This is a genomic window from Bradyrhizobium ontarionense, from assembly GCF_021088345.1.
In the GTDB taxonomy this organism is placed as follows: Bacteria; Pseudomonadota; Alphaproteobacteria; order Rhizobiales; family Xanthobacteraceae; genus Bradyrhizobium; species Bradyrhizobium ontarionense.
This window is the reverse complement of sequence record NZ_CP088156.1, coordinates 4729065-4745481: the sequence shown is the minus strand read 5'-3', so window position 1 is coordinate 4745481 and position 16417 is coordinate 4729065. Positions and strand designations below refer to the sequence as shown.

The following is a 16417-nucleotide window of genomic DNA, read 5'->3' as shown; positions in this document are numbered from 1 at the left end:
CGCGTCTCCCCGAATGGCTGGCAGAAGGACCAACGGTCAGTTGTAAAGGTTTTGCCCAATTCGCGGCGCGCCGCAAGCGCTTCGCCGAGCAAGTCACATGGACCAGCCGGCACCGACCGCGGCGGCGGCGGTGAGTTGGCACCTTTGCGGTCGCTCCGGGCGCGGCGGCCGGCGTCTTCGGCTCTAAGCGCGCCGCCGCCTCAGCTTGAGGCATTCTCGCCGTAGTTGTACTGGCGGACAGTTTCACGCCCGCTTAATGCGATCAATGGAAAAGTTACCAAGATTCCCGCCTTGCCTGCTTCGGCGCGCTGGTTGCGATCGGGCTCGCCGCGGCCGCTTTCGCGTTGCGCCCGCCCGACATGATGTCCGCGAAAGGTTCTGCGCGTGGGAGACCAGTCACAGAACGCGATCGGAACGACCTCGCAGGCGGGGCGTGGCGGGGGACGCGGGTGGCGTGATTTGAGCTGCGCGGCGGCGAACGGCCGGACGGTCTGGGAATATTGGGGGATTGAATGTTTGGCTTCGTTTCCAGCTTGAAGATTCAGAGCCGGCTGCTCGCCGGATTTGGCTTGATCTGCATATTGCTCGCCTGCGCCGTGGGTTACTCCGCCTATGCGGTCTCGGATGTCGCGGAGAAATTCCGCAAGGTCGTCGAGCTGAGATCGCCGGTGGCCATCAGCAGCACGCAGCTGGTCGGCAATCTCTACGCGACGCTCGCGGCGCTGCGCGGCTATCTGCTGACGGGGGATCCGAACATGAAGCAGGCGCGGGCGGCGCTGTGGACGAATTTCGACCGTTCGATCCAGGAGTTCGACCGTCTGGCTGCGGGCTTCGCCGGCGCCGACAACCGCGCACTATGGGCCGACGCCAAGCCGCTGCTCGCCGAGTTCAAAGCCGCCCAGGACAAGGCCGAGGTCGTGGCCTTCACCGCCGACGCCTATCCGGCGACGAAACTGCTCGGCACGGAAGCCTCGCCTCTGATCGCGACGATGTTTGCCGAGATCACGAAGATGATCGAGGAGGAGAATTCGCTGGAAGCGACGCCGGAGCGGAAGCGTCTGTTGAAGACGATGGCCGACGTCCGCGGCAACCTTGCCGCGGCGGGCTCGCAACTCCGGCTCTATGTCGCCTCGGGCGAAGCTTCCGATCGCGACAAGTTCACCGGCCCCTACACCAATTTCAGGACCGCGGTGGCAACCGTCAGTTCGCAGGCAAGCCTGCTGTCGGCTTCGCAAAAGGCCGCGTTCGACAACGTGACCCGGGCAAGCGAGGCGTTCGCGCCGCTTCCGGACAGGATCTTCGCGATCCGCCAGTCGCCGCAATGGAATGCCGCAGTGTTCCTGCTGGCGACCGAGGCGGCGCCGCGGGCGAACAAGCTGCTCGAGCTGCTGGACGGCAAGCACCGCGCCGACGGAACCTTCGGCGGCGGACTGAAGACCAACCAGCTGGACGTGCTGGTAAAGGACTCGGGTTCTGTTGCCGCGCTGATCGAGAACCTCCTGTTCGCCGAGTGGACGCTGCTCGGCGTCGGGCTCTTGCTCGGGGTGGGCATTGCGGTCCAGGTGGCGCGCTCGATCACCAAGCCGATCAAGGAGCTGGTCGCCGATTCGGGCCGCCTGTCGGGCGGCGATACGACGGTGGAGTTCAAGACGGCCGATCGCGGCGACGAGATCGGCGACGTATCCAAGGCCGTGGCGAAGTTCCGTGACAACGTGATCGCGCAGCACGAGGCGTCCAGCAGATACGTCCGTGAGGCCGAAGCGCGCGAGGCGATGAACCGCGTCGTGGAACAGGCCGTCGAGGCCTTCCGCGCCAAGTCCGCCGAATTGCTGTCGCAGGTCGACGACAATGTCGATGTGATGAAGAGTACCGCCGTGACACTGACGGGAATCGCGAGTCACGCGACCGATCAGGCCGCGTCGGCCGCCGGCGCGTCCGAAAAGACCGCCGCGAACGTGCAGACGGTCGCGGCCGCGGCGGAGGAGCTCTCGAGCTCCATCGTCGAGATCGGGCGCCAGATCGAGCTGTCGAATTCGACCGTGCGGAGCGCCAATGCGACGACGGCCCGTTCCGAGGCGGAAATCGAGGGCCTGGCGCAGGCCGCGCAGAACATCTCGACCGTGATCGATCTGATCCAGGCGATTGCGGCACAAACCAATCTGCTGGCGCTGAACGCTACCATCGAGGCGGCTCGCGCCGGAGAGGCTGGTCGCGGCTTCGCGGTGGTGGCGCAGGAGGTCAAGTCTCTGGCCGAGCAGACCGCGCGGGCGACGCAGGAGATCGGTCAGCATGTGCAGGGCATCCAGAGCTCGACCAGCAACGCGGTCGCTTCCGTCAAGCAGGTCGCCACCGCCATGCGCCAGATCGAGGACGTCACGACCGCGATTGCCAGCGCCGTCGAGCAGCAGGGCGCAGCAACGCGCGAGATCTCGCACAACGTCCAGATGGCTGCTTCCGGCAGTCAGACGCTCGCCTCCAACATCTCCACCGTCAGCGGCGCGATCGAGGAAACCAGCCAGTCTGCCGCCAGCGTGCGCAACGCATCCGACAACGTCTCACGGGTCGCCGAAGAGCTTGCTGCGGAAGTCCAGGAATTCTTCACGCGGCTCCGCAGCGGCCCGCTCGACCGCCGCGGCGAGGACAATCCGGGCTATCGCGGACCCGAGCGTCGCGGCAATCCTGTGGCAGGGGACAGGCGGAGACGGACTGCCGCCTGACGCCGCGGCAGCGGAGTTGCCTCGGCATCGCCGCCACTACCCGCTGAGGTAGTCCGGCCAGAGGCTGCGGATGGTGGCGAGGTCGCTCAGCGTGCCCGTCAAATGCTCGCGCAGATGTGCCTGTGCCTCGTCCGGCTGGCCGGCCGCGATCGCCTCGACGATCTGCTTGTGGTGGCGCAGGATGGTCTGCGCCTTGCCGGGCGACGGCAGATGCAGCCGGCGCAGCCGGTCGATGTGGCCGCTGCGGCTGCGCACCAGAGTCCACAGCTCCTGCTTGTCGGCCGCGCTGTAGAGCCGCGCATGGAACGCATTGTCGACCACCGTGAAGGCGGCGAAGTCGCCGTCCTTGGCGAACCGCCTCTGCTGGCTGATCAGGCCATCCAGCTCGTCCACGGGGGCGCTCGCCGGTTGCAGCGCGAGCAGGCGCACGATCTCCAGCTCCAGCGCCTGGCGCAGGAACTGCGCCTGCTGGGCCCTGCCGATGTCGATGCGGCTGACCAGCGTCGCATGCTGCGGGAAGACGTCGACGAGGCCCTCTTCGGCCAGCCGCATCAGCGCGTCCCGGATCGGTGTCGAGCTCAGGCCGAACTCGGTCTGCAGCGCCGTGCGCGACAGCGGCGCGCCCGGCGGCAGCGCCAGCGCGATGATCTGGTCGCGCAGCCGATCGAACACTTGCGGCGCCGCGCGCCGGCTCGGATCGAGCCGGTCGGGCGAGCTGGCGGCGGAGTGCGGCGCGGGCAGGGAGGCCATGGGGTCCAATCGCGGACGTTCGGACGCAGGACGGAAAGGACGCTTGTCAGAGATGCACTAATGCATTAGTGCATCTCTTCACCGGCCGTCAAGAAGGAGCCGGCACGCGAGGAGGGATGTCCCATGTTCGAGAAATTCGGGCGCTCGGCCACACGGGCCGCCGGCCTGCTGGCCGCGATGCTGGTTTCGGCGACCTGGAGCGCCACGGCGCAGGCCCAGCAGAAGACCGAGGTGTCGCTGTCGCGCCAGCCCGGCATCTTCTACATGCCGAGCCACATCATCGAGAAGAACAAGCTGATCGAGAAGCACGCTGCGGCGCTCGGCGTGCCCGGTGTCACCACGAAATGGCTGACCTTCTCCGGCGGCGGCGCGCAGACCGATGCGCTGCTGTCGGGCAGCGTCGACATCCTCAATACCGGCACCGGCAATCTGCTGTTGCTGTGGGACCGTACCCGGGGCGGCGTGAAGGGCATCGTCGCGACCTCGGCGCAGCCGATGACGCTGATCAGCCGCGATCCCAACATCAAGTCGATCAAGGATTTCGGTCCCACCGACAAGATCGCGGTGCCGACCGTGAAGGTCTCGACCCAGGCCATCGTGCTGCAGATCGCGGCCGCCGAGGCGTTCGGCGCCGACCAGTGGAACAAGCTCGATGCCAACACCGTGCAGCTCGGTCATCCCGATGCCTACACGGCGCTGAGCAATCCGCAGCACGAGGTACACAATCATTTCTCGATCCCGCCCTACACGTTCCTCGAAATGAAGAACGTGCCCGGCGCGCATGTCGTGATGTATTCGCCTGATGTCATGGGCGGGCCGCTCAGCCAGGCGCAGTTCTTCACCACGACGAAGTTCGCCGACGCCAATCCGAAGATCATCCAGGCGGTGCGCGACGCCACCAAGGAAGCGCAGGACCTGATCCGCAGTGACACCAAAGCGGCCGTCGAGATCTACAAGGAGATCACCGGCGACAAGACCTCGGTCGAGGATCTGCTCGCCTGGCTCAAGGAGCCCGGTATGATGGAATGGAATCTGGAGCCGCAGGGCACCATGAAGTTCGCCACGCATCTCGCCAAGATCGGCACGCTCAAGACGCAACCGAAGGCCTGGACCGACTACTACCTGCCGGTCGCGCACGATCTGAAGGGCAATTGACGCCGATGTCCGCGCTCCTCGATGTCGATGGCGTCACCCTGCGCTACAAGACCTCCAGCGCCGTGATCACGGCGACGGAGCGGGTCGGTTTCTCCGTCGACCGCTCCGACCGCTTCGTGCTGCTGGGGCCGTCCGGGTGCGGCAAGTCCACCTTGCTGAAGGCCGTCGGCGGCTACATCAAGCCGAGCGAAGGCCGCATGCGGATCAACGGCCGCGAGATCACCGGCCCCGGCGCCGACCGCATGATGATCTTCCAGGAGTTCGATCAGCTGCTGCCGTGGAAGACCGTGCTCGCCAACGTGATGTTCCCGCTGCTGACGGCGCGGCGGATGCCGCGCAAGGAGGCCGAGGGCCGCGCCCGCGCCTATATCGAGAAGGTCGGACTGACGCGCGTCGTCGATGCCTATCCGCACACGCTGTCGGGCGGCATGAAGCAGCGCGTCGCGATCGCCAGGGGCATGGCGATGGAGCCGGACATTCTCTTGATGGACGAGCCGTTCGCGGCGCTCGATGCGCTGACGCGGCGGACCTGCCAGGACGAGTTGCTGCAGCTGTGGAACGAGACCAAGTTCACGGTGCTGTTCGTGACGCATTCGATCGCCGAAGCCATCAAGATCGGCAACCGCATCCTGCTGCTGTCGCCGCATCCGGGCCGTGTCAAGGCCGAGGTCATCGACGTCGACAAGGTCTCCGCCGAGGACGGCAGCGCCGCGCGCCTGGAGAAGCAGATCCATGATCTCCTGTTTTCTGAACCCGCAACGGCACATTGAGGTCCGCTCCCATGGCTGAAGCAAAGATCATCCTGCGCGACACGGCTGCGGCGAGTGCGTCACCGGTCGAGGTCGAGCGCAAGCTCAGCGTGTTCGAGCTGCTGTGGAACGACGGCTTCGTGCGCAAGAGCCTGATCATCGTCGTGCTCGCCGCGATCTGGCAGGCCTATGGCAGCTATCTCGATAATCCGCTGCTGTTCCCGACCTTCTCCGACACCATCGCCGCGCTCTGGGAGAAGGTGCGCGACGGTACCATCCCGATGCGCGCCTGGACGTCGCTGAAGGTGCTGTTCATGGGCTATGCCGCCGGCATCACGCTGGCGGCCATCCTGACCGTGCTCGCGATCTCGACCCGGATCGGAACTGATTTCCTCGAGACCGTCACGGCGATGTTCAATCCGCTGCCGGCGATCGCATTGTTGCCGCTCGCCTTGATCTGGTTCGGGCTCGGCAGCGGCAGCCTTGTTTTCGTGCTGATCCATTCGGTGCTGTGGCCGGTCGCGCTCAACACGCATTCCGGCTTCAAGAGCGTCTCGAACACGCTGCGCATGGTCGGCCGGAACTATGGGCTGAGCGGCCTTTCCTATGTCATTCGCATTCTGATCCCGGCCGCGTTCGGCGCCATCCTCACCGGCCTGAAGATCGGCTGGGCGTTTGCCTGGCGCACGCTGATCGCGGCCGAGCTGGTGTTCGGCGTGTCCTCGGGGCAGGGCGGCCTCGGCTGGTTCATCTTCGAGAACCGCAACCTGCTGGAGATTCCCGCCGTGTTCGCCGGCCTGCTGACCGTGATCGTGATCGGCCTCGTGGTCGAGAACCTGATCTTCCGCACCATCGAGCGCAAGACCGTGCAGACCTGGGGGACCCAATCATGAGCGAGCGAAAGAGTCCGGATCAGCTGCGCAGCGCGCGCTGGTTCGCGCCCGACGATCTCCGTTCCTTCGGCCATCGCTCGCGCGTGATGCAGATGGGCTATGCCCAGCAGGAGTGGAAGGGCCGCCCGGTCATCGCCATCGTCAACACCTGGTCCGATGCCCAACCCTGCCACATGCACTTCAAGCAGCGCGTCGACGACGTCAAGCGCGGCGTCTTGATGGCGGGCGGCTTCCCGATCGAGCTGCCGGCGCTGTCGCTGTCGGAGTCGCTGTTGAAGCCGACCACGATGCTCTACCGCAACATGCTGGCGATGGACGTCGAGGAGCTGCTGCGCAGCCATCCCGTCGATGGCGTCGTGCTGATGGGCGGCTGCGACAAGACCACGCCGGCGCTGCTGCTCGGCGCCACCAGCATGAACCTGCCGGCGATCTATCTCCCCGCAGGGCCGATGCTGCGCGGCAATTGGAAGGGCAAGACGCTCGGCTCCGGCTCCGATGCCTGGAAATACTGGGACGAGCGGCGGGCCGGAAAGCTGTCGGATGCCGATTGGAACGCCATGGAGGCCGGCATCGCCCGCAGCCACGGCACCTGCATGACCATGGGCACGGCGTCGACAATGACGGCGATCGCTGAGGCGATCGGCATGACGCTGCCGGGAGCGTCGTCGATCCCGGCGGCCGATGCGGAGCACATCCGGATGAGCTCGGAATGCGGCCGCCGCATCGTCGAGATGGTGTGGGAGGACCTGACGCCGTCGAAGATCCAGACGCGGCTGGCGTTCGAGAATGCGATCGCGGTGGCGATGGCGATGGGCTGCTCGACCAATGCGATCATCCACGTGATCGCGCAGGCGCGCCGTGCCGGGGCCGATATCGGGCTCGATGATTTCGAGACGGCGAGCCGCAAGGTGCCGGTGCTCGCCAATGTCCGGCCGAGCGGCGACGCCTACCTGATGGAGGACTTCTACTACGCCGGCGGGCTGCCCGGCCTGATGGGCCGCATGACGGAGCATCTCCATCTGGATTGCCTGACCGTCAATGGCCGTACCCTCGGCGACAACATCGCAGGCGCCGGCGTTTACAACGACGATGTGATCCGCTCGCAATCGAATCCGATCTATCGCGAGGGCGCGCTCGCCGTGCTCAGGGGCAATCTCGCGCCCGACGGCTGCGTCATCAAGCCCTCCGCCTGCGATCCACGCTTCCTGAAGCATAGCGGCCCGGCGCTGGTGTTCGACGACTATCCGTCGATGAAGAAGGCGATCGACGATCCCGATCTCGATGTGACCGCCGACCACGTGCTGATCCTGCGCAATGCGGGGCCGATAGGAGGGCCGGGGATGCCGGAATGGGGCATGCTGCCGATCCCGACGAAGCTCGTGAAGCAGGGCGTGCGCGACATGGTGCGGCTGTCGGACGCGCGGATGAGCGGCACCAGCTACGGCGCCTGCATCCTGCACGTCGCGCCGGAGGCCTATGTCGGCGGCCCCTTGGCGCTGGTGCGCAACGGCGACCGAATCACGCTCGACGTCGCCGCGCGCACCATCAATCTCGACGTGCCCGACGACGAGCTGGCGGGCCGCCGCGCCGCCTGGACGCCGCCGCCTGCGCGCTTCGAGCGCGGCTATGGCTGGATGTTCGCCCGTCACATCAAGCAGGCCAATGACGGCTGCGACTTCGACTTCCTCGAGACCGGCTTCGGCTCAGCCGTGGGGGAGCCGGTGATTTATTAGTTCACCTGTCATTCCGGGGCGCCGCGTTAGCGGCGAGCCCGGAATCCATAACCACGATCGGGAGTATGGATTCCGGGCTCGCGCTACGCACGCCCCGGAATGACGAGCGGAAAGATAGAGGCATGACCAGACTCAGCACCACCACCCGCAACAAACTGAAGACCGTCTCGACCGCCACCGTCGCCACTGCGCTGTTCAAGCGCGGCCTGCGCATCCAGTGCATCCAGAACGTCCATCCGCTCAATCCGGCCGCGCCGACCATGGTCGGCGAGGCCTTCACCTTGCGCTACATCCCGGCGCGCGAGGACCTCAACACGATCGAGGTGTTTCGTGACCGCGGCCATCCGCAGCGCAAGGCCGTCGAGGAGTGCCCGCCCGGCGCGGTGCTGGTGATGGACAGCCGCAAGGATCCGCGTGCGGCCTCGGCCGGCGCCATCCTGGTCAGCCGGCTGCATCAGCGCGGCGTCGCCGGTGTCGTCACGGACGGCGGCTTCCGCGACTCCGCCGAGATCGCCAAGCTCGGCATTCCCGCCTATCACCAGCGCCCGAGCGCGCCGACCAATTTGACGCATCATCATGCGATCGAGATCAACGGCTCGATCGCCTGCGGCGACGCGCCGGTGTTTCCGGGCGACGTCATCCTCGGCGATAGCGACGGCGTCATCGTCATCCCCGCGCACTTGGCCTCCGAGATCGCCGATGAGACGTTCGAGATGACCGCATTCGAGGACTTCGTCGCGGAGGAGGTCGCCAAGGGCCGTTCGATTCTCGGCCTCTATCCCGCGACCGATCCGCAGACGCCGCAGGATTTTGCCGCCTGGCGCGCGAAGAACGGCAGGTAGTCGCCACACACTCCGCTGTCGTCCCGGCCTTGAGCCGGGACCCATAGCCACAGGGCGTTGTGGTTACGAAGGACGTAGCTCCAGCGCGCTCGACAACCGAGGACGGTGGTTATGGGTCCCTGCGTTCGCAGGGACGACACTGGTGGTCAGGCGCGATCCCGGCCAAGCATTGCACTGTTGCCGGCGGTCTTCACTCTCACGCGCTCTTGTCCGCCAGCCCCACGGCCCACAGCGCAAATGCGAAGACGATCGCGACCTCGTCGAGCCGGTTGAAGCGGCCCGACGCGCCGCCGTGGCCGGCGCCCATGTTGGTGCGCAGCACGACTGGCCCGCCACCCGTCATCGTCGCGCGCAGCCGGGCGACCCACTTCGCCGGCTCCCAATAGGTGACGCGCGGATCGGTCAGGCCGGCCATCGCCAGGATCGCCGGATAGGACTTGGCCGCGACGTTGTCGTAGGGCGAGTAGGACAGGATGGTGCGGAAGTCCTTCTCGCTCGTGATCGGGTTGCCCCATTCGGGCCATTCCGGCGGCGTCAGCGGCAGGGTGTCGTCGAGCATGGTGTTGAGCACGTCGACGAACGGCACCTCGGCGACGATGCCGGCGAACAGCTCGCCCGAGCGGTTGGCGACCGCGCCCATCAGCATGCCGCCGGCGCTGCCGCCATGGCCGACGATGCGCTTGGCGCTGGTGTAGTTCGCCGCGATCAGCGCCCGCGCGCAGGCTGCGAAATCGTCGAAACTGTTGGTCTTCTTCTCGCGCTTGCCGTCGAGGTACCAGCCCCAGCCCTTGTCGGTGCCGCCGCGGATATGGGCGATGGCGTAGACGAAGCCGCGGTCGACCAGCGACAGCCGGTTGGCGGAAAACGACGCCGGCATGGCATGGCCATAGGAGCCGTAGCCGTAGAGCAGCAGCGGCGCCGAGCCGTCCTGCGCGACGTCGCGCCGGTGCAGCAGCGACACCGGCACCTCGGCGCCGTCATTCGCTTTCGCCATGATGCGCGTCGTGACGTAGTCGGCGGGATTGTGCCCCGACGGAATCTCCTGGCGCTTGCGCAAGGTCTTGGCGCGCGTGACCATGTCGTAGTCCCAGACTTCCGACGGCGTCGTCATCGACGAATAGGAAAAGCGCAAGGTCGTGGTGTCGAACTCGTAGGAGCCCATCGCGTCGAGCGAATAGGCGCCTTCATCGAACGCGATCGCGTGCTCCTCGCCCGAGGTGAGATCGCGGATCACGATCGACGGCAGCGCATTGGCGCGCTCCAGCCACACCAGGTGGCCGGCATAGAGATCGTGGTCGAGCACATAGATGCCGCCGCGATGCGGGATGAGATCGCGCCAGTTGGCGCGCTCGGGCGCGGCCAGCGGCGTCGTCACGATCTTGAAGTCGATCGCGCCGTCGGCATTGGTCAGGATGTAGAGTTCATCGCCGCGATCGGCGATCGCATATTGCACGCCGTTCTCGCGCGCGGCGACCAGCTTCGGCGGCGCCTCGGGATGATCGAGATCGATCAGCCGCTGCTCGGAGGTCTCGTGATCGCCGCCGGCGATCACGCAGAAGCGGCCCGAGGTCGACTCGTGCACGTGCGTGAACCAGCCGGTGTCCTTCTCCTCATACACCAGGACGTCGTCAGCTTGTTTGGTCCCCAGCCGATGCCGCCACACCTGCATCGGGCGGTGATTGTCGTCGAGCTTGACGTAGAAGAAGCTCTTGCAGTCGCGCGACCACACCGCGCCGCCATCGGTCTCCTCGACGACATCGTCGAGATCGGAGCCAGCGTCCCAGCCGCGCACGCGGATGGTGAAATATTCCGAGCCCTTGGTGTCGGCGCTCCAGGCGACGAGCTTGTGGTCGTGCGAGTGGCGGCTGCCGCCGAACTTGAAATACTCATGTCCCCGCGCCAGCGCGTCGCCGTCGAGTCCGATCGTTTCCGCTCCGCCATGGCGCGGCGTGCGGCAGAACAGCTCGTGCTGGCCGCCCTCGCGGTACTTGCGGAAATACGCATAGGGCCCGTCCGGCGACGGCACCGAGGAATCATCCTCCTTGATGCGGCCGCGCATCTCCGCGACGAGCTGCTTCTGCAGCGGCGCGGTGTGGCCGAGCACCGCGTCCGCATAGGCGTTCTCGGCCTCGAGATGGCCGCGGATGTCCGCGTCGAGCAGGGACGGATCGTGCAGCACCTCCTGCCACCGCGCATCCTTCAGCCAGGCATAGTCGTCCTGGACGGTGATGCCGTGGCGGGTGAAGGAATACGGGCGGCGCGGCGCCACCGGCGCCCGGGAGGTCGTGTCGGTCATCTCGTCCTTTACGGGCTCACGCTCTCGCCGAGCCATTGGATCGCGGCGTCGAGGCCGCCTCTGCCGTGTGGGATCTTCAACGCGACCAGCGCCATTTCGATCACGCCGAGCGTGCCCAGCACCATCGGCGCGTTGACATGACCCATATGGGCGATGCGGAAGGCCTGGCCGTGCAGGTCGCCGATGCCGGTGCCGAGCACGACGCCGCACTGCTCCTTGCAATAGGTCTGCAGCACGGCCGGATCATAGCCGCCGCCGACCAGGACGGTCGTGACGGTGTTCGAGCGTTCAGCGGCCTCGCCGATGTTGAAGCCGAGCACCTGGCCTTCGCTCCACTTGGCCACCGCGCGGCGCACGGCCTCGCCGAGCAGGGCATGGCGATGGAAGGCTTGCGGCAGCCCTTCGGCGAACAGCATGTCGATCGCCTGGCGCAGCGCGAACAGCAGATGCACCGGCGCGGTGCCGCCATATTTGCGATAGTGCTCGGTGCCTTCGCGCTCGCTCCAGTCCCAATAGGGGGTGCGCATGTTGGCGCGCTTGTGCACCTCCAGCGCGCGCGCGTTGGCGGCGACGAAGCCGAGGCCGGGCGGCGTCATCAGGCCCTTCTGCGAGCCGGACATCGCGACGTCGATGCCCCAGGCGTCCATCTCGAACGGCATGCAGCCGAGCGAGGCCACGGTGTCGACCATGTAGAGCGCAGGATGGCCCGATGCCTTGATGGCGCGGCCGATCGCCTCGATGTCGTTGACGACGCCGGAGGCCGTATCGATCTGCGTCACCACGATGGCCTTGATGACGTGCTCCTTGTCGGCGCGCAGCCGTTCTTCGACCTCGGCCGGGCGCACCGCGCGGCGCCAGTCGCCCCTGAGCACCTCGACCTCGGCGCCCATGGCGCGCGCCGCATTGCCCCAGCCGATCGCGAAGCGGCCGCTCTCCAGCACCAGCAGCTTGTCGCCGCGCGACAGCACGTTGGAGAGCACGGCCTCCCAGGCGCCGTGGCCGTTGGCGATGTAGATGTAGGTCTTGCCTTTGGTGGCGAACAGCTTGCCGAGATCGGCCATGATGCCGTCGGTCAGCTCGACCATCTGCTTGGAATAGATGTCGAGCGCGGGGCGGTGCATCGCCTGCAGCACCTCGTCGGGCATCGTGGTGGGTCCCGGGATGGCCAGAAACTCCCGGCCCGCGCGAACGGTCATTGCGATTGTCCTTGACGATTTGGCTATTGGCGATTGTCTTTGGATGGGACGACGGGCTCTCGGACCCCGGGGCTCTCGGATCCCGCCGATTGCGATTTTACGCGGCGCAGCAGCATAAGAAAAGCCGGAGATCCCGGGGGGCTGGCATGCCCGCTCCGGTCAACGCGGCCAATTCAACGCCGTGTCTCGCGGCAGCCGGCGGCCTCGGCCTCCTCGACCGAGCAGAACCACCGCGTGCCCTTGGCGATGCGCATCTTGATCTGCGCGTACCAGCGGCTCGTAGGCGTGTGGTAGATGCATTCGCCGGCGCCGTTGACATTGCCCTTGATGGTGCAATCGGCTGATGGCGCCACCGGACCCGAGGCCGAGGCGAGCAGGATCGCGCTCGCGCTCTCCGGCGGCTTCGTGGCGCCGAGAATCGTCGTCTTCTTGTTGCGCACGCGCCAGTCCCAGGGGGCGATGAAGGCGCCCTGCCACATGCCGGCCTTGGCCGCGCGCGCCTCCGCCTCGTCGGCTTCGTAATCGCGCGAGACGGTCCTGTAGGCCAGCGCCCAGCCGTTGCGCACCAGCCATTTCTGGATGTCCTCACCATCGACGTCGCAGCGCGCGACCTGACGGCCGCGGCGGTCGATCGCGCGCGGATGACAGGTCCAGCTCTTGCCGTCGGCGTGCTTGATCAGCTCGTCGCGTGCGGCGATGCCGCAGGTCCAGCGCTCGCCGTGCGGATTGAGGCACAGCTGGTCGACCGACGGCGCGTCGATACCGCCGAGCCGGATCCGTGTCGTGCCGATCACGACGTTGTCGGCCTCGCGGACCTTGGCGGGGCCGGTGATGTCGGCGGCATAAGCGAGCGACGGTGCGAGCGTGAGCAGGAGGAGAAGGACTGGCTTCATCGACATGAACGGGCGCGGGACGTCCTTGGGATGGGTTATGGGGCGATTGTGCGGCGGATCGCTCCCAGGTTCCAGCGTCGTGATCGCCTGAGCTGCTCAACTTCGCGCGATGCCGGCGCGCCGCGCCAGCGCCAGGCCCATCAGCACGAAGGCCGAGGTGACTTCCGGGCCGCCGACCAGAATGCGGGTCGGTGTCTTCATCTTGTTCCATTCATAGGCGCGGTAGGGATGGCGCCGGCCGCCTTCGCCGAAGCTGGCGACGATGCAATGCACGGCGGGCGCGAAGCTCGCAGGCTCGCCGCCGAGATGGCCGAGCGCGATCAGCGCCAGCGCCGCGTCGAACGGGTTCATCTCGCGGCCGATCAGCTCGTCCTCGACATAGGCGAGCACGCGCAGGCGGATCAGCTCGAACGCGCCGTCCGGATCGATCGCCGCCCGCGCCGCCGGCGGCAGCGCCATGAAGGCCTGATAGCAGCGGCCGAAATAGGCGCAATACAGCTCCGGCAGATAGTAGATGTGCGAGCGCGGATCGGCGAAGGCGCCGCTCGTGACCAGCCGCTGCTGGAAGCCCACGATGCGGCGGACGAAGTCGAGCCGGTCCCGCGTCTCCAGGATCTGCCAGCGCGCCAGATTGCGGAACGACACCTCGAGCACGTCGAGGTTCAAGGTCGGGTCGAGATCGTTGCCATAGGGCCGCTCGCCGGCCATGCTGTCGATCCAGGTGGCGACGCCGCCTTCATAGTCGACGTGGTCGTTGATCGGCACCGTCACGCGCGGCGCGTTGCTGCCCGCCCGCACCTGGTAGCCGGCATAGAAGTCGACCAGCGGCTGATCCAGGATCGGATCGTCGGAGCCGGCCTGCGTCGCGGCCGAGAACGAGCACGCCGTGGTGTCGCAGTCCGGCACGTAGATGCCGAAGCCGAGGTCCTGCTTGATCTGCGTGAAGAAGTGCGAGAAGCGCGGATGCGGCGCCGGCGCCAGCGCGGTGACGACATGGTAGCTCTTGCCGTCGGCGCCGCGCACCTCCTCGCGGCTGGTGGTCAGGCAGAACTCGACCATCGCCGCGGTGGCGCCGCGGGCGGCCGTCGCCTGGTCGGACGTGGCGAGGCCGGTCTCGACGAAGCTCAGCAGCGCCTCGGTGAAGAAGGCGTCGTAATAGGCCGAGCGGTGGCGGATCTGCACCGGCTCCCACATCGGCTCGGCGATGCCGCGCCAGGGCGGATTGATCACGGCGGCGGCGGGCGAGCGCGCGATGAAGACGCGGGCGAGATTGAACAGCAAGGTCGAGTTCTTGTAGCCGCGGGCGTCGAGGCCCTTCAGCGCCATCAGGACCTCGCGGCCCCCGAGATCGGGGTCGCCGATCAGGTTGAACGCGGCATAGGTCGGGATGAAGCCGTTGCGGGCGTAGGAGCCGAGCAGGTCGGCGCCGCAGGCCCGGATCACGCGGTCGATCTCGCCGGCCGCCGGCATGGCGACAGCCGTGCGGCTGCGCGGCGGAGCGGGATGACGCAGCGCGACGCTGTCGACCAGATCGGCGACGGGGCGGCCGACCTCCTCCCAGTCCGGTGTCGGATTGTCGCGGGCGAGAACCAGCGCCTGGCGCAGCGCATTGAGAACCGCGGGATCGTTCAGCTCCGGCAGGCCGGCGCGGCGCAGCAGCGTGCGCAGCGCGGGGTTGCCGAGCGCGGTCCGGTAGAACTTGGCCAGATGCGGGTCGCCGCTGCCGGGCTGGCGCAGGATGGGATCGCAGACGTCGTAGAGTGACGGCCCGTCCTTGCGGGCCGTCAGCGCGCGACAGGCAGCGCCGGCGAAATATTGAAAGCTCAACTCGAGAACTCGCGGGTTGTGTCGAGGCAGGGCTGACGTGACGCGTTTCCGAACCGGCCCGGCAGCCGGTGCGTCACGCGTGCGCAGGCCTACGAAACTGACATGGGGAGCGGCCAAAGACAACGTGACCGGGATCACGGCAGGGGAGGGCGATCTGGCCCCAACATGGCGGCCCGGAGCCTGTCGCGGCTCTGCCAGGAAACCGCGTCATGGTTAAATTATCGTTAAATTTCAAGTGCTTGAAAAGTCAAGGGTGTTTGGATGTTGCTTGGCTTGCGGGTTCAGGTTAAGCCTTTCTTCGTTGCGGTGCCGCAATTTGCGCGCAAAGTGACGACACATCGTCTCGCAACCCCTCAAACCTCAGAGGCGCCAGCGCGACCAAAGGGTGCGTACCTGCAACGGGTGCCTACCCTTGGGCCACGATGGATCGGCTCGGACCAGGATTGACGTGATGACCGCAAGGCAGCCTTCGTTTTCCCGCCGTTCGGCCGTGACCGCCGCCGCGCTGCTGTGCACGGTGTCGCTCGCCATCGGCGCGCATGCTGCCTTGAACAAGCGTTCGCTGGAAGCTCCCAGGATGGCCGCGACCGAGCAGAACGTCGCGTCGGCGGCCAGTGGCGCGCGTCTCGCGCTGGTCATCGGCAATGGCCATTACCCCGATGCGAACGCGCCGCTCGCCCAGCCGATCAACGATGCCCGCGCGCTGACCGTCGCGCTGCGCCGCGACGGTTTCGATGTCGACGTCGTCGAGGACGCGAGCGGGGACGACATCACGCGTGCCGTCGAACGCCTGAAGGCCAGGGTCAAGCCGGACTCGGTCGTGATGCTGTTCTTCGGCGGTTACGCCATCCAGGCCGGCCGCGAGAGCTACATGATCCCCGTCGATGCCAGGATCTGGAAGGAATCCGACGTCCGCCGCGAGGGCACCAGCATCGAGCGCGTGCTCGACGCCGTCCGCGAGCAGGGCGCGCGCGCCAAGCTGGTCGTGATCGATGCCTCCCGCCGCAATCCCTACGAGCGCCGCTTCCGCGCCTACTCGCATGGCCTGGCGCCGGTCAACGCGCCCGCCAATGCGCTGATCCTGTCGTCGGCCACGCCGGGCAAGGTCCTGGACGATCCGCAGGGGCAGAACAGCGTGCTGGTCTCGGAGCTCCTCAATCAGCTCGGCAAGAGCCCGAGCGCGGAGACCGTGTTCAACAAGACCCGCAACGCGATCGCGCGCAGCTCCGACGGCGAGCAGGTGCCGACGGTGTCGTCGTCCCTGGTCGAGGACATCCGCTTCGGCACCGACGTCGCCAACGCCGGCAGCTGAGGCTCAGGCTTCTCCGACGATTTTCGTTGCGCGTGCGAGCTGCCACCGTCTGCC

12 protein-coding genes are annotated in these 16417 nt (G+C 66.9%); 7 read left to right on the top strand and 5 right to left on the bottom strand.

Going from position 1 to position 16417, the window contains the following annotated elements; translation table 11 throughout:
• Window positions 1-512 precede the first annotated feature (512 nt).
• Window positions 513-2717 (top strand): HAMP domain-containing methyl-accepting chemotaxis protein, encoded by a 2205-nt coding sequence (locus tag LQG66_RS20935; RefSeq protein WP_231317573.1) that lies wholly within the window; start codon window positions 513-515, stop codon window positions 2715-2717.
• A gap of 36 nt (window positions 2718-2753) precedes the next feature.
• Here LQG66_RS20935 and LQG66_RS20930 read toward each other — a convergent pair whose 3' ends face one another.
• Window positions 2754-3467, bottom strand: a complete 714-nt coding sequence (locus LQG66_RS20930) for a GntR family transcriptional regulator (protein WP_231317572.1) — start codon at window positions 3465-3467, stop codon at window positions 2754-2756.
• Between the two features lie 123 nt (window positions 3468-3590).
• Between LQG66_RS20930 and LQG66_RS20925 the strand changes: the two genes are divergently transcribed.
• The 5 genes from LQG66_RS20925 (at window position 3591) to LQG66_RS20905 (ending at window position 8839) form a co-directional block, all read left to right on the top strand.
• The gene (locus LQG66_RS20925; RefSeq protein WP_231317571.1) at window positions 3591-4622 is read left to right on the top strand and encodes an ABC transporter substrate-binding protein; all 1032 of its coding nucleotides are present in this window, start codon (window positions 3591-3593) and stop codon (window positions 4620-4622) included.
• Between the two features lie 5 nt (window positions 4623-4627).
• Window positions 4628-5392, top strand: a complete 765-nt coding sequence (locus LQG66_RS20920; protein WP_231317570.1) for an ABC transporter ATP-binding protein — start codon at window positions 4628-4630, stop codon at window positions 5390-5392.
• 11 nt (window positions 5393-5403) lie between these two features.
• Window positions 5404-6264, top strand: coding sequence for an ABC transporter permease (locus tag LQG66_RS20915; RefSeq protein WP_231317569.1), 861 nt, complete (start codon window positions 5404-5406; stop codon window positions 6262-6264).
• A complete protein-coding gene (gene araD, locus LQG66_RS20910) occupies window positions 6261-7997 on the top strand; it encodes an L-arabinonate dehydratase (protein WP_231317568.1) in 1737 nt (578 codons plus the stop codon). The genes LQG66_RS20915 and araD overlap by 4 nt, the downstream gene beginning before the upstream one ends.
• Window positions 7998-8119: 122 nt before the next feature.
• Entirely contained in the window at window positions 8120-8839 is a 720-nt protein-coding gene (locus LQG66_RS20905) for a ribonuclease activity regulator RraA (RefSeq protein WP_231317567.1), read from the top strand.
• Window positions 8840-9035: 196 nt separating this feature from the next.
• On the opposite strand, the gene LQG66_RS20900 is transcribed toward LQG66_RS20905, so the two are convergent.
• The 4 genes from LQG66_RS20900 to LQG66_RS20885 all read right to left on the bottom strand — a co-directional run bounded on the left by LQG66_RS20900 (window position 9036) and on the right by LQG66_RS20885 (window position 15051).
• On the bottom strand, window positions 9036-11135 hold the full coding sequence (locus tag LQG66_RS20900; RefSeq protein WP_231317566.1) for a S9 family peptidase: 2100 nt from the start codon (window positions 11133-11135) through the stop codon (window positions 9036-9038).
• 8 nt (window positions 11136-11143) lie between these two features.
• Window positions 11144-12331 (bottom strand): pyridoxal-phosphate-dependent aminotransferase family protein, encoded by a 1188-nt coding sequence (locus LQG66_RS20895; protein WP_231317565.1) that lies wholly within the window; start codon window positions 12329-12331, stop codon window positions 11144-11146.
• Between the two features lie 173 nt (window positions 12332-12504).
• Window positions 12505-13230 (bottom strand): thermonuclease family protein, encoded by a 726-nt coding sequence (locus tag LQG66_RS20890; protein ID WP_231317564.1) that lies wholly within the window; start codon window positions 13228-13230, stop codon window positions 12505-12507.
• Window positions 13231-13320: 90 nt separating this feature from the next.
• Window positions 13321-15051 (bottom strand): hypothetical protein, encoded by a 1731-nt coding sequence (locus LQG66_RS20885; protein WP_231317563.1) that lies wholly within the window; start codon window positions 15049-15051, stop codon window positions 13321-13323.
• Between the two features lie 451 nt (window positions 15052-15502).
• Here LQG66_RS20885 and LQG66_RS20880 point away from each other — a divergent pair, with 451 nt between their 5' ends.
• Window positions 15503-16363 carry a caspase family protein gene (locus LQG66_RS20880; RefSeq protein ID WP_231317562.1) on the top strand — a complete coding sequence of 287 codons (861 nt, stop codon included), beginning with the start codon at window positions 15503-15505 and terminating at the stop codon, window positions 16361-16363.
• Window positions 16364-16417: the final 54 nt, after the last annotated feature.

Coding starts and splice junctions, on each gene's coding strand:
- LQG66_RS20935 (WP_231317573.1), top strand. CDS start 513: ATGTTTGGCTTCGTTTCCAGCTTGAAGATTCAGAGCCGGCTGCTCGCC.
- LQG66_RS20930 (WP_231317572.1), bottom strand. CDS start 3,467: ATGGCCTCCCTGCCCGCGCCGCACTCCGCCGCCAGCTCGCCCGACCGG.
- LQG66_RS20925 (WP_231317571.1), top strand. CDS start 3,591: ATGTTCGAGAAATTCGGGCGCTCGGCCACACGGGCCGCCGGCCTGCTG.
- LQG66_RS20920 (WP_231317570.1), top strand. CDS start 4,628: ATGTCCGCGCTCCTCGATGTCGATGGCGTCACCCTGCGCTACAAGACC.
- LQG66_RS20915 (WP_231317569.1), top strand. CDS start 5,404: ATGGCTGAAGCAAAGATCATCCTGCGCGACACGGCTGCGGCGAGTGCG.
- araD (WP_231317568.1), top strand. CDS start 6,261: ATGAGCGAGCGAAAGAGTCCGGATCAGCTGCGCAGCGCGCGCTGGTTC.
- LQG66_RS20905 (WP_231317567.1), top strand. CDS start 8,120: ATGACCAGACTCAGCACCACCACCCGCAACAAACTGAAGACCGTCTCG.
- LQG66_RS20900 (WP_231317566.1), bottom strand. CDS start 11,135: ATGACCGACACGACCTCCCGGGCGCCGGTGGCGCCGCGCCGCCCGTAT.
- LQG66_RS20895 (WP_231317565.1), bottom strand. CDS start 12,331: ATGACCGTTCGCGCGGGCCGGGAGTTTCTGGCCATCCCGGGACCCACC.
- LQG66_RS20890 (WP_231317564.1), bottom strand. CDS start 13,230: ATGTCGATGAAGCCAGTCCTTCTCCTCCTGCTCACGCTCGCACCGTCG.
- LQG66_RS20880 (WP_231317562.1), top strand. CDS start 15,503: ATGACCGCAAGGCAGCCTTCGTTTTCCCGCCGTTCGGCCGTGACCGCC.